At 64.7% G+C, this 13,116-nt stretch carries 10 protein-coding genes; 2 read left to right on the top strand and 8 right to left on the bottom strand.

What is annotated here, in order from left to right:
• Nucleotides 1-15: 15 nt before the first annotated feature.
• From pstC to ppk1, 3 genes are all read right to left on the bottom strand, one after another.
• Nucleotides 16-1,032, bottom strand: a complete 1,017-nt coding sequence (gene pstC / locus CAL28_RS07180; protein ID WP_094840757.1) for a phosphate ABC transporter permease subunit PstC — start codon at nt 1,030-1,032, stop codon at nt 16-18.
• Nucleotides 1,033-1,097: 65 nt separating this feature from the next.
• Complete coding sequence (gene pstS / locus CAL28_RS07175) at nt 1,098-2,132, bottom strand: phosphate ABC transporter substrate-binding protein PstS (protein ID WP_094840756.1); 1,035 nt, start codon at nt 2,130-2,132, stop codon at nt 1,098-1,100.
• A 501-nt stretch (nt 2,133-2,633) separates the two neighbouring features.
• Nucleotides 2,634-4,721 (bottom strand): polyphosphate kinase 1, encoded by a 2,088-nt coding sequence (gene ppk1 / locus CAL28_RS07170; protein WP_094840755.1) that lies wholly within the window; start codon nt 4,719-4,721, stop codon nt 2,634-2,636.
• Between the two features lie 176 nt (nt 4,722-4,897).
• Here ppk1 and ppx point away from each other — a divergent pair, with 176 nt between their 5' ends.
• Nucleotides 4,898-6,388, top strand: coding sequence for an exopolyphosphatase (gene ppx, locus CAL28_RS07165; RefSeq protein ID WP_094840828.1), 1,491 nt, complete (start codon nt 4,898-4,900; stop codon nt 6,386-6,388).
• A gap of 61 nt (nt 6,389-6,449) precedes the next feature.
• Here ppx and CAL28_RS07160 read toward each other — a convergent pair whose 3' ends face one another.
• The 5 genes from CAL28_RS07160 to CAL28_RS07140 form a co-directional block, all read right to left on the bottom strand.
• Nucleotides 6,450-7,289 (bottom strand): GNAT family N-acetyltransferase, encoded by an 840-nt coding sequence (locus tag CAL28_RS07160; RefSeq protein WP_094840754.1) that lies wholly within the window; start codon nt 7,287-7,289, stop codon nt 6,450-6,452.
• Between the two features lie 143 nt (nt 7,290-7,432).
• A complete protein-coding gene (gene glmM, locus CAL28_RS07155) occupies nt 7,433-8,773 on the bottom strand; it encodes a phosphoglucosamine mutase (protein ID WP_094840753.1) in 1,341 nt (446 codons plus the stop codon).
• 28 nt (nt 8,774-8,801) lie between these two features.
• Nucleotides 8,802-9,677 carry a dihydropteroate synthase gene (gene folP / locus CAL28_RS07150; RefSeq protein WP_094840752.1) on the bottom strand — a complete coding sequence of 292 codons (876 nt, stop codon included), beginning with the start codon at nt 9,675-9,677 and terminating at the stop codon, nt 8,802-8,804.
• Nucleotides 9,678-9,702: 25 nt separating this feature from the next.
• Nucleotides 9,703-11,592 carry an ATP-dependent zinc metalloprotease FtsH gene (gene ftsH, locus CAL28_RS07145; RefSeq protein WP_094840751.1) on the bottom strand — a complete coding sequence of 630 codons (1,890 nt, stop codon included), beginning with the start codon at nt 11,590-11,592 and terminating at the stop codon, nt 9,703-9,705.
• A gap of 249 nt (nt 11,593-11,841) precedes the next feature.
• Nucleotides 11,842-12,483 (bottom strand): RlmE family RNA methyltransferase, encoded by a 642-nt coding sequence (locus tag CAL28_RS07140; protein WP_094840750.1) that lies wholly within the window; start codon nt 12,481-12,483, stop codon nt 11,842-11,844.
• A gap of 17 nt (nt 12,484-12,500) precedes the next feature.
• On the opposite strand from CAL28_RS07140, the gene CAL28_RS07135 reads away from it, so the two are divergent.
• Entirely contained in the window at nt 12,501-13,091 is a 591-nt protein-coding gene (locus CAL28_RS07135) for a YhbY family RNA-binding protein (RefSeq protein ID WP_094840749.1), read from the top strand.
• The last annotated feature ends 25 nt before the right edge of the window (nt 13,092-13,116 follow it).

Here is a 13,116-nt window from a genome sequence, read left to right as displayed (position 1 = left end):
CGATTTTCCGACGCCTCAGTTTTTCTTGCCTTCCTGCAGCGCCAGCCGAGCCAGCAGCAGCTTGGAAAGCGCGAGGACGATAGTGGTGATGATGAACAGCACCAGGCCCAGTTCCAGCAGCGCGGACTTCTGCAGGCCGCCCGCTTCGTTGAACTCATTGGCCAGGGCGGAGGCGATCGAATTCCCCGGCGAGAACAGCGAACCGCCCAGCGAGAAGGAATTGCCGATGACGAAGGTCACCGCCATGGTCTCGCCCAGGGCGCGGCCCAGTCCCAGCATGATGCCGCCGATGACGCCCGACTTGGTGAACGGCAGGACGACCCGCCACATCACTTCCCAGGTGGTGCTGCCCAGGCCGTAGGCCGATTCCTTCAGCATGGGCGGTACGAGCTCGAAGACGTCGCGCATCACCGCCGTGATGAAGGGGATGATCATGATGGACAGGATCAGCCCGGCGGTGAAGATGCCGATACCGAACGGCGGGCCGGCGAACCAGCCGCCGATCAGCGGGATATTGCCCAGCACTTCGATCAGCGTCGGCTGCACATACTGCTGGAAGACCGGCACAAAGACGAACAGGCCCCACATGCCGTAGATAATGGACGGAATCGCCGCCAGCATCTCGATGGCCGTGCCCAGCGGCCGGCGCAGCCAGGTGGGCGAGAGCTCGGTCAGGAAGATCGCGATGCCGAACGACACCGGCACGGCGACGAGCAGCGCGATGGCCGATGTCGCCAGCGTGCCGTAGATCGGCACGACGGCGCCGAAATTGCGCTTGACGGGGTCCCAATCGTTGGTGAACAGGAACGACAGGCCGTACTGCGCGAGCGTTTCGCGGCTGCCGTAGATCAACGACACAAGAACCGCGGCCAGCAGGCTGAAAACCAGGAAGGCAAATAGACGCGTAAGGTTCTTGAACAGCGCATCCATCAGCGCATTGTTGTTTTGCTTCATTGGGGAAGGTGTGCCGTAGGCTACGGAGGTGTCCGCGTCATGCGGAATCGGCACATTATTATCCACTACCGCGCTCATGGATGGGCTTTCCTAGAGGAAGAGAAAGGCCCGGGCATGGGCGCCCGGGCCTTGCGGGGACAGCGTTACTTCCAGACAGCCTTGCCGTCGGCGGACTTGATGCCGCTCCAGGAGGCGCGGATCTGCGTCGTCACCGCCTCAGGCAGCGGCACGTAGTCCAGGGCCGCGGCCGAATTCTGGCCGTTCTTGAAGGCCCAGTCGAAGAACTTCAGCACGGCCTCGCCCTGCACCGGCTTGTCCTGGACCTTGTGCACCAGGATGAAGGTGGCGGAGGTCACGGGCCAGGACTTTTCGCCCGGCTCGTTGGTCAGCACCACGCCCATGCCGGGCGCGCTCTTCCAGTCCGCGTTCGCGGCGGCCGCGGCGAAGGCAGCCTGCTCCGGCTGGACGAACTTGCCGGCTTCGTTCTTCAGCTGCGTCCAGGCAAGCTTGTTCTGCTTGGCGTAGGCGTATTCGACGTAGCCGATGGAGTTCTTCAGCTGGCCGACGTAGGCGGACACGCCTTCGTTGCCCTTGCCGCCCTGGCCGACCGGCCACTTCACCGCCTTGCCTTCACCGACTTGCGACTTCCAGTCGGGGGAAACCTTGGACAGGTAGTTGGTCCAGCCGAACGTCGTGCCCGAACCGTCGGAACGATGCACCACGATGATGTCGGCCGAAGGCAGCTTCAGGTCCGGATTCATCGCCTTGATCTGGGCATCGTCCCACTTCTTGATCTTGCCCATGAAGATGTCGGCCAGCACGGGGCCGGACAGCTTCAATTCGCCGGCATTCACGCCGTTGATGTTCACCACGGCGACGGTGCCGCCGATCACGCCGGGGAACTGCAGCAGACCGTTCTTGTCCAGGTCCGCGCCGCTCATCGGGTCATCCGACGCGCCGAAGTCCACCGTCTTGGCGATGATCTGTTGCTGGCCCCCGCCCGATCCGATGGACTGGTAGTTGACCGCGCTGCCCGTCGCCGCCTTGTAGTCCGACGCCCACTTGGCGTAGACCGGGTACGGGAACGAAGCACCGGCGCCGGTGATATCGGCAGCCTGCACGGCAAATACCGCAGCGCTCAGGGCGATGCCCAGGGAGATCTGCTTGAACACACGCATTGTGGTTTCCTTATCGTTTGTGGGTGAATGACCGCGGGACAGGCCCCGCTTGTTCGTCATGCCCCGCATGTTAAGAGGCGAAAATGACAAGATAGTGACAGTCATAATTGTCTACCCCCGAAGCGCTGCGCGCTTCTCCCTTAAGGGGGCGACGCTAGAGGACCGGCGGAGCCGGATCCTCGGCGTCCCCGATTGGGGGCACCTGTTTTTTGCGGGGCGGGGTGGTGGCTAGTCCCACCCCCGAAGCGCTGCGCGCTTCCCCCTTGTGGGGGCGACGCTGGAGGACCGGCGGAGCCGGATCCTCGGCGTCCCCGATTGGCGGCACCTGTTTTTTGCGGGGCGGTGTGGTGGGTGCGCACCGCCGAAGTGCGGCGTGCTTCTCCCCAGGGGGCGACGCTGGAGGGACGGCGGAGCCGGACCCTTGGCGTCTCCGGTCGGGTGGCACCTGTCCGGTTCGGTCGGGGGGCTGCCCGGCATATTTTAGCCGGGTAAAATTTGGGACTAGGCCGTGCTGCCGTTGCCTAGCTTGCGCATCAGGTGCTCATGCAGGTTGAACGGCGCCGCGCGGCTGCGCACCCGTGTGTAGTCCCCGTCCGCCTGCTGTTGCCACGCCAGCTGGTTGTCCCGCAGCGCATAGGTGAACGCCTCGTCGATGACCCGCTTCTTCAACGCTTTGTCCTTCACCGGAAAGGCGATTTCGACACGGCGGAAGAAATTGCGGTCCATCCAGTCGGCGGAGGACAGATACACCGTTTCCTTGCCGTCCGCGTAGAAATAGAAGACGCGCGAATGCTCCAGGAAACGGCCGACGATCGAACGCACGCGGATATTCTCCGACAGGCCGGCGACGCCGCTGCGCAGGGCGCAGACGCCGCGCACGACCAGGTCGATCTTCACGCCGGCCTGGCTGGCCTCGTACAGCTCTTCAATGACCCCGGTTTCCAGCAGGGAGTTCATTTTGGCCATGATGCGGGCCTTGCGGCCCTGCCGGGCCGCCTGGGCCTCCGCGCGGATCAGGGCCACCATGCTTTCGTGCAATGTGAACGGGGATTGCAGCAGCGCCTTCAGCGTGCGGCGGGCCCCCAGGCCGGTCAACTGGGCGAACACTTTGTCCATGTCCTCGCAGATGTCCGGATCGGCCGTCAAAAGGCCGAAATCGGTGTACAGGCGCGCCGTGCGGGGGTGGTAGTTGCCGGTTCCCAGGTGCGCGTAGCGCCGCAGCCGGCCCTGCTCGCGCCGCAGAACCACGGCCATCTTGGCATGGGTCTTGTGCCCGACCACCCCGTAGACGACGTGGGCGCCGACTTCCTCCAGGCGCGCGGCCCAGTTGATGTTGGTCTGCTCGTCGAAACGGGCCATCAGCTCGACGACGACCGTGACCTCCTTGCCTGCCCGCGCCGCCGCCAGCAGGATCTGCATCAGTTCGGAATCCTCGCCGGTCCGATAGATCGTCTGCTTGATGGCCATCACGTCCGGATCCAGCGCCGCGGCGGTCAGGAAGTCGATCACCGGCTGGAAGGACTGGTAGGGGTGGTGCAGCAGCCGGTCGCCCGCGGCGATCGCGGCGAACATGGTGGCGGGATTGACCGAGGGCTGGTCGAACGGGGCCGGCACCGGCGCGCGGTATTCCGGAAACAACAGGTTGGGCCGGTCCCGCACGTTGCACAGCTGCATCAGCCGCGACAGGTTGACCGGCCCGTTGACCCGGTAGGTGTCGCTCTGTGCCAGCGAGAACTCGCGCTGCAGGAAGGCCTCCAGGTCGGGCGGGGTCAGCTTGTCGATTTCCAGCCGCACGGCGGAACCGAAGTTGCGCTGCGACAATTCGCCCTGCAGCGCCTGCCGCAGGTTGGTGACTTCTTCCTCGTCGACGAAGAGATCGCTGTTGCGCGTCACCCGCCACTGGTAGCAGCCCTGCATCTCCATGCCGGGGAACAGCTCGCCGACGAAAGCGCGCATCAGCGATGTCAGCAGCACATAGCCATCGGGATGGCCGGACAGCTCCGGCGGCATGCTTATCAGCCTGGACAGCGCGCGCGGCGCCTGCACGATGGCAATGGACGCTTTGCGTCCGAAGGCATCGACGCCGCGCAGCGGCACGATGTAATTCAGGCTTTTGTTGTACACGCGCGGAAACGGGTGGGCCGGGTCCAGCCCGATCGGCGTCAGCAGCGGCATCACGTCGCGATGAAAGGTCTCGCGCGCCCAGGCCTGCTGCGCCTCGTTCCATTCCGAGGCATGGTGCAGCACGATGCCCTGTTCGTTCAGGCGGGGCAGGATTTCGTCGTTGAGCAGGTCGTACTGGCGTCCCACCAGGATATGGACGGCAGCCTGCACCTGCTCGTAGGCCTCGCCCGGCGTCAGGCCGTCCGCGCCGACCAGGTTCGGCGTCTGCCGCTGCTGCTCTTTCAGGCTGGAAATACGAATCTCGAAGAATTCGTCCAGGTTCGAACTGACGATGCAGACGTAGCGCAGCCGCTCGAGCAAGGGGGTCGAGGGATTCTGCGCCATGGCCAGGACGCGCTCATTGAACTTGAGGAGCGAGAGCTCCCGGTTCAAGAACAAGGGCGGGGATGCCACATTCGAAGTCATTCGGAATTCCGTATCTTGTAAGCCAGCGGACGGGTTTTACGTCAGTTTTGTGACTATTCCATGACAGCCTGGTGTCAAACTCTGCAAGCCTACGCCCAATTTTCCCTGCGCGCGACCGCGGGAAAAATCACCTCTCTATAATGGCGCGTCTCTCCCGCTTTCTTGCTTTCAGCCGCATGGATCATCTACTGGCCGCCGTCGACCTTGGTTCCAACAGTTTCCGCCTGTCCATCGGGCGGGTCGTCCAACAGGAAGGCGCGGCCCAGATCTACCAGATCGACAGGCTGAAGGAAACCGTTCGCCTGGCGGCCGGCCTGGATGCCGACAAGCGCCTGTCCGGCGAGGCTGTCGAGCGCGCCATCGAGGTCCTCGAAAGATTCGGCGAAAGACTGCGCAGCTTCCACCCCAGCCGGGTGCGCGCCGTCGCCACCAATACCTTCCGGGTCGCCCGCAATACCGCCGAATTCCTGCCGCGCGCCGAAGCCGCGCTGGGCTTTCCCATCGAGGTCATCGCCGGTCGCGAGGAAGCGCGCCTGATTTTCTCCGGCGTGGTCCATACCCTGCCCCCCTCCCCCAACAAGCGGCTGGTGATCGACATCGGCGGCGGGTCCACCGAAGTCATCATCGGCAAGGGCTACGAGCCGGGCCTGATGTCCTCGCTGTACATGGGGTGCGTCAGCTACAGCCGGCAGTTCTTCCGCGACGGCGTGGTCGATGCGCATCAGATGAAGCTGGCCGAACTGGCCGCGCGCCGCGAGGCCGAAGTCATCGCCAAGCAGTATCGCAAAATGGGGTGGAAAGAAGCCTACGGGTCCTCCGGCACGGCCAAGGCCCTGTACGCCATCCTGACGGAATGCGGGTTTTCCAACCGCGGCATCACCCGCGCGGGCCTGAACAAGCTCAAGGACCGCATCGTCCGCGCCGGGCGGGTCATCCCCTCCGAACTGCCCGGCATCAAGGTGGAACGCGCGGACGTGCTGCCCGGCGGCCTGGCCATCATGAGCGCGCTGTTCGACGAGCTGAACATCGACGTCATGCACACCGGCGACGGCGCCTTGCGGCTGGGTGTCCTTTACGACCTGCTGGGCCGGGACGATCAGCACGACAAGCGCGACGAATCCGTGCGGCAGTTCATGAAGCGCTATCACATCGACGTCAATCAGGCCGCGCGCGTGCGCCGCGCCGCATTGACGCTGTTCAAGGAATCGGGCATCGAAGACGGCGGCGATCGCCACGAACTGGCGCACGCGCTGGGTTGGGCGGCGGACTTGCACGAAATCGGCCTGTCGATCGCGCACAACGACTACCACAAGCATTCCGCCTACGTGCTGGGCAACGCGGACATGCCGGGTTTCTCGCGCGACGACCAGCGCCTGCTGGCCCTGCTGGCACTGGGCCACCACGGCAAGCTCGGCAAGCTGGAACCGCTGGTGCGCAACCGCGAGGAATGGCTGGCCATCCTGTGCCTGCGCCTGGCGGTATTGCTGTTCCGCCGGCGCGAAGACCTGGACACCCTGCCCCTGTCGGTCTCCGTGCGAGGCGATTCCATCGTCGTGCGCGTGCGGCACGAATGGCTGACCGAACACCCCTTGAGCGACTTCACCCTGCGCGCCGAGGAATCGGAATGGCGCAAGGTGGGTTTTTCGTTCGAACTGCTGGAGTTCTAAGGCCGCCCACGCAGGGTCGGCGGGATCAGTCCACGGCGGACGGCCCGCAAGGCCGTCCGGATCAGGCCGCCTTGCGCACCGGGTTGCCCGTGCCCTGCGCCGTGGCCGCGATCGACGGATCCAGCCCGAAGTGACGGCGATACCGCTCGTCCATGCGCTTCATTTCCAGCAGGACAGGGAAATCGGCGGCGTTGAAATCCGGATCCCAGGCCGGTTCGCCGCAGATCTTGGCGCCCAGCTTCAGGTAACCCTTGATCAGCGGCGGCACGCGGGCGGGCAGCGTGGTGCTGTTGAGCTTTTCCAGCGGATAGCGATGTAGCGGCTGCACACGGGGCAAGGTCGTATCGCCCATGTGCCCGGACACCGCGCGCCACACCTCCGCGGCGGTGACGCCGTCGTCGCGCAGGCTGACGCTGGCGCAGCCGAGCAGGTAATCGTACCCGCCGCGCCGCATGACCTCCGCCACGCCGGACCACAGCAGCATGATCACCGCGCCGTTGCGAAAGTCGGGATGCGTGCAGGACCGGCCAGCCTCGACCATCCGGTCGCGAACGGCACCCAGCCCGGACAGGTCGAATTCGGATTCGGAATAGTAGCCACCCGCCTCGCGGGCATTTTCGGGGGTCAGCAGGCGATAGGTGCCGACCACCCTCCCGGTATGCAGTTCGCGCACCATGACGTGCTCGCACCACGCATCGAAGCGGTCCTGGTCTATGCCATCCAGCGCGTCCGGGAATACCGCGCCCATGTCCTCGGTAAAGACCCGGAAGCGCAGGCGCTGGATTTCCTCGATCTCTTCCGCCGTACGCGCCAGGCCGACGACGAGGCCGCCGGCGGCGGGATGGGTCCACGCATCGGGCGTGGCGGTGCGATCGGGGTCGATGCGGACTAGTTCAAGCATTCGGCCAACTCCTAGGTGTCCGGGTAGTGTGGGCGTCATGTATGTCAGGTATTTGACCGACATGTTACGTGACTGTGAACCAACCCGCTTCGAACCCTGGCCAGGGGAAGGGCTAATTCTTTGACCACAACAAAATGTAACCGTTATCCCGCCAAACCGGCGGCCAGGCTCTGCGCGCAGGCCATGGCCAGAGCGGATTCCTCCGCTTCGACCATCAGGCGTAGTTTCGGTTCGGTCCCGGACGCGCGAATCAGCACGCGGCCCCTGCCCGCGAGTTCAGCCTCCACATCCCGCCGCGCGGCCAGCAAGCCCGGATGGGTCTTCCAGTCCTGCCCCGGCGCCAGCGGCACGTTGATCATCTGCTGCGGATACATACGCAAGTCGGCGATCCATTCCGCCAGTGTGGTGTCGTTGCGGCGCAGCGCGGTCAGCACCTGCAAGGCGGCGATGATGCCATCGCCCGTGGTGTGGCAATCCAGGCAGATCAAATGGCCGGAGCTTTCGCCGCCGTACAGCCAGCCGCGCGCCTGCATCTGCTCCATCACATAACGGTCGCCCACATCGGCGCGGTGGAACCCCACGCCGACCTGCTCCAACCGGCGCTCCAGCCCGTAGTTGGTCATCAGCGTGCCGACCACCCCGGCGACGGCGCCCCGCTGCATGCGCTCCTTCAGGATGGCGTAGAGAAGCTCGTCGCCGTTGTAGATGCGCCCGCTCGCGTCCACCATTTGCAGGCGGTCCGCGTCGCCGTCCAGCGCGATGCCCAGCTGCGCCCCCCGGGCGCGCACTTCGGCGGCCAGGGCTTCCGGATACAGCGCGCCCACACCCTTGTTGATGTTGAAACCGTCCGGCTGGACCCCCACCGCGTGGACGTCCGCGCCCAGTTCGCGGAATACGTGGGGAGCGATGTGATAGGCGGCCCCATGGGCCGCATCCACCACCAGGCTCAGCCCGTTCAGGTCCAGATCGTTGGGAAAGGTGCTTTTGCAGAATTCGATGTAGCGGCCCGCCGCGTCGTCCAGCCGCCGCGCGCGTCCCAGCGCCTCGGAGCTGACGCAGCCCAGGGGCTCGTCCAGCGCTGCCTCGATGGCCGCCTCGACATCGTCGGGAAGCTTCATGCCGCCACTGGAAAAGAACTTGATGCCGTTGTCGTGATAGGGATTGTGCGATGCGCTGATAACGATGCCGGCGGTCTGGCGCAGCACGCGCGTCAGGTAGGCGATGGCCGGCGTCGGCAGCGGTCCGGCCAGCAGCACATCGATGCCCGCCGCCGAGAAACCCGCTTCCAGCGCCGATTCCAGCATATAGCCCGATATCCGCGTGTCCTTGCCGATCAGCACCTTGGGGCGGCTGGTGCCGCGCATGCCGCGCGCGAAGACCTTGCCGGCCGCATAACCCAGCCGCAGGGCGAATTCCGCGTTGATGACGGGACCGCCTACCTCACCCCGCACACCGTCGGTGCCGAAGTATTTGCGTGTACTCATGTATCGATTCCTGTGGCAAAGCGCCGGATTATTTCCCGGTTTCCCTGATAGGATTCCGGACATCGGTGGGAATGCCGCCCTGCTCGACCGCCTGCCAGACCTTCAGCGCATCGACGGTCGCCGCGACATCGTGCACGCGCACGATGGCCGCACCCCGGGCCACGCAGCCCAGGGCTGCCGCGATACTGCCGGGCACGCGGCTGCGCACATCCCGGCCCGTGGCATGGCCGATCATGGATTTGCGCGAGACGCCGACCAGCAGGGGGTAACTGGATACGCGCAGGCTGCCCAGGCGCCTGGCCAATTGGTAGTTCTGGTCCGCCGTCTTGCCGAACCCGAAGCCCGGGTCCAGCACGATGCGGCGGGGATCCACCCAGGCACTGCGCAGCTTCTGCACGCGCGCGCCCAGGAAAAGGCCGATTTCGCCCAGCAGATCGCTGTACTCGGGTCTTTCCTGCATGGTCCGGGGTTCGCCCTTCATGTGCATGACGCACAGCCCGCAGCGCGACCCGGCCACGGCTTCGATCGTGCCAGGCTGCCGAAAACCGTAGATGTCATTGATCATGTCGGCGCCGGCATCCAGGACCGCGCGCATGACGCCCGCCTTGAAGGTGTCCACCGAAAGCGGCACGCCGCAGTCGCGCAGCGCCTCGATGATGGGCAGTACACGCGCCAGCTCCTGTTCCTCGGACACCGGGGCAGCGCCGGGACGGGTCGATTCCCCGCCTATATCCAGGATATGCGCGCCTTCTTCGACCAGTTGACGGGCGTGGGCAATGGCGGCATCGGTATTGTCATGCTCCCCGCCGTCCGAAAACGAATCGGGAGTGACGTTGACTATACCCATGACCAGCGGGCGCTCGAGATCGAACTCGTAGCGCCCGCATAGGAACGTATTGGCCATCTAACGTATCGCGTCCAAACCGCTATCAGACCGCCGGTGCGGTACTGCTGCCGCCGGGGGCCAGGCCGCTGGGCGGCGTGTCGGCGGTATCCGACGGACCTTGCGGGGTCTTGGGGGGCCGCGGCGGACGGCCGGAGATGATGTCCTCGATCTGGTCCGCGTCGATGGTTTCCCATTCGAGCAGGGCGGCAGCCATCGCTTCCACCTTGTCGCGGTTGCCTTCCAGGATCTTGCGCGCCACATCGTATTGCTCGTCGATGATGCGGCGTATGGAGGCATCCACCTTCTGCATGGTGGCCTCGGACACGTGCGTCGTCTTGGTGACACTGCGTCCCAGGAAGACTTCGCCTTCGTTTTCCGCGTACACCATCGGGCCCAGTTCCTGGTCCATGCCGTAGCGCGTGACGATGTCGCGCGCGATGGCGGTGGCGCGTTCGAAGTCGTTCGAGGCGCCCGTCGTCATCTGGTCCATGAACAGTTCTTCGGCGATGCGCCCGCCGAACAGCACGGCGATGGTGCTGAGCAGGCGCTGCTTGTCCATGCTGTAGCGGTCGCTTTCAGGCAACTGCATGGTCACGCCCAGCGCGCGGCCGCGCGGGATGATGGTGACCTTGTGCACGGGGTCGGTCTTGGGCAGCATGCGCGCCACGATGGCGTGGCCGGACTCGTGGTACGCGGTGTTCTTGCGCTCTTCCTCGGGCATCACGATGGAACGGCGTTCCGCGCCCATGATGATCTTGTCCTTGGCCTTTTCGAAGTCGGACATGTCCACCGTGCGGCCGTTGCGGCGCGCGGCAAACAGCGCGGCCTCGTTGACCAGGTTGGCCAGGTCGGCGCCCGAGAACCCCGGGGTGCCGCGGGCCAGGACGGAAGCGTCCACGTTGGGCGACAGCGGAACCTTGCGCATGTGCACCTTCAGGATCTGCTCGCGGCCGCGGATGTCCGGCAGCGGCACCACGACCTGGCGGTCGAAGCGCCCCGGACGCAGCAGCGCCGGATCCAGCACATCGGGACGGTTGGTCGCGGCGATCACGATGACGCCCTGGCCGGATTCGAACCCGTCCATTTCCACCAGCATCTGGTTCAGCGTCTGCTCGCGTTCGTCATTGCCGCCGCCCAGGCCGGCGCCACGCTGGCGGCCGACCGCATCGATTTCGTCGATGAAGATGATGCACGGCGCGTGCTTCTTGGCGTTCTCGAACATGTCGCGGACGCGGGCCGCGCCCACGCCGACGAACATTTCGACGAAGTCGGAACCCGAAATGCTGAAGAACGGCACCTTGGCTTCGCCCGCGATGGCCTTGGCCAGCAGCGTCTTGCCGGTACCGGGCGAACCCACCATCAGCACGCCGCGGGGAATCCGGCCGCCCAGCTTCTGGAACTTGCTGGGATCACGCAGGAAATCGACCAGTTCCTGCACGTCTTCCTTGGCCTCGTCGCAGCCGGCAACATCGGAGAACGTAATCTGGTTGGTATTTTCGTCCAGCATGCGCGCGCGCGACTTGCCGAAGCTGAAGGCCCCGCCGCGTCCGCCGCCCTGCATTTGCCTCATGAAGAATATCCATACCCCGATCAACAACAGCATGGGGAACCATGAGACGAAGATATTCATCAGCAGTGATTGCTCTTCGCGTGCCTTGCCCGAAACCTGGACCCCATATTTGAGCAGATCCGAAACCATCCACAGGTCGCCCGGCGAGGTCAGGGTGTAGGGACGGCCCGCGTCCGGCGTCACGTAGAGCATGTCGCCCTGCACGTCGACCTTGCGGATGCGCCCCGCCTTGGCGTCGTCCATGAACTGCGTATAGCTCACGCCGTCCTGGGACTGGGTGCGCCCGTCGAATTGCTTGAAGACGGTGAATAGCACCAGCGCTATCACCATCCACACCGCAACTTTGGAAAATGAATTATTCAAGGTCGATCTCCTGCTTTCGATTCCGACCAGTGATTGCGGCAGCCTCTGCCATAGGACACAACCACAAGGATGTCAATAGCGATTCTACCCCGTCGAGGGGCACACGTGGGACGTTCCCCGCGGAACGCCGTTTATAGGGCTTTTCGGGGCTTTTGGCCGAATGCAAATGTAAAAAGCAGGCACGCGGGGCTGGGGCCTGGAAACCGCCCGAAACGGCAGGGCTTCCCGGTAACCGCGAGATCCGCAATATCAGCCTGGGTGCTTGAGGTTCCTCGCGACAAGAAAGGTTTCCGACGAATTGGGCCGCGACGCCTTCGGCTTGCGCTCGACCACCCGTTTGAAATGTTGCTTGAACGATTGCACGATCTGCGAAAACCCGCTTCCGTGGAAGGCTTTCACGATCAGGGCGCCGTCCGGCTTCAAATGAGCCAACGAAAATTCGAGCGCAAGGTCGCAAACGTGCTGGATACGCGCCGCATCGGCGACCCCCACACCGGACAGGTTGGGGGCCATATCCGAAATCACAAGGTCGACCGCCTGCCCGTCCAGGGTTTTTTCCAGGATTTCCAGCACGGATTCCTCGCGGAAGTCGCCCTGGATGAATTCCACCCCTGCCACGGGTTCCATCGGCAGGATGTCGAGCGCGACGATGCGCCCCTCGACGACCCCGCCCGGACCGACCAGACGCTCGCGGGCGACCTGCGACCAGCTGCCCGGGGCGGAGCCCAGATCCACCACCACATCGCCGCGGCGCATGAGTTTCTCGGTTTCCAGGATTTCGATCAGCTTGAAAGCGGCGCGGGCCCGGTAACCCTTCTGCTGCGCCAGCTTTACATAAGGATCGTTGATATGCTGGTGCAACCAATCCTTGGAAAATTTATTCTTGGCCATTCCCGTACAATTCCGACATGCCTATATTAGAAATTACATCCCGAGAGCGCAGCGCGCTGCGGTCCGCCGCCCACGCCCTGCGTCCTGTCGTCCTGATCGGCGATAAAGGACTGTCGGATGCGGTCCTGAAGGAAATCGACGCCAACCTGACCTCGCACGGCCTGATCAAGGTGCGGGCCGGCGGAGAAGACCGCGGCACGCGCGAGGAAATGCTGGCGTCCATATGCGATGCCTTGTCCTGCGCGCCTGTCCATCATCTGGGCAAGGTCCTGATTCTGTACCGCCCCCAGCCCGGCATGCCTTCGCTGCTGGCCCCGGCCGCCCCGCCCAAGCGCAAGGCATCCGAGCCCTATACCCCGAAAAAACTGGCCGCGGAAGGCAAAACCCTGGCGAAACCGACCCGCGCGTCGCGCAAGGCCGCCGCTGGGGAAGAAGACCGCCGTCCGGCACGCACGGAACTCAACGACGCCGGCAAACCGATGCGTCCGAGTACGCGCAAGACCGCCCCGGCCCACGGCATCCCGCGTCGCGCCGGCAGCGCGCTCAGCCTGCGGGCTGGCGCCCGCGGTGGTGTACAGCGCCCGGCGCGCAAAACCGTCAAGCGCTAGGCGATGCCGCCGCCGATGGCGCGGC

The organism is Bordetella genomosp. 11, from assembly GCF_002261215.1.
Lineage (GTDB): Bacteria > Pseudomonadota > Gammaproteobacteria > Burkholderiales > Burkholderiaceae_B > Bordetella_C.
The sequence above is the reverse complement of the archived record's forward strand: the minus strand, read 5'-3'. Positions and strand labels throughout refer to the sequence as shown.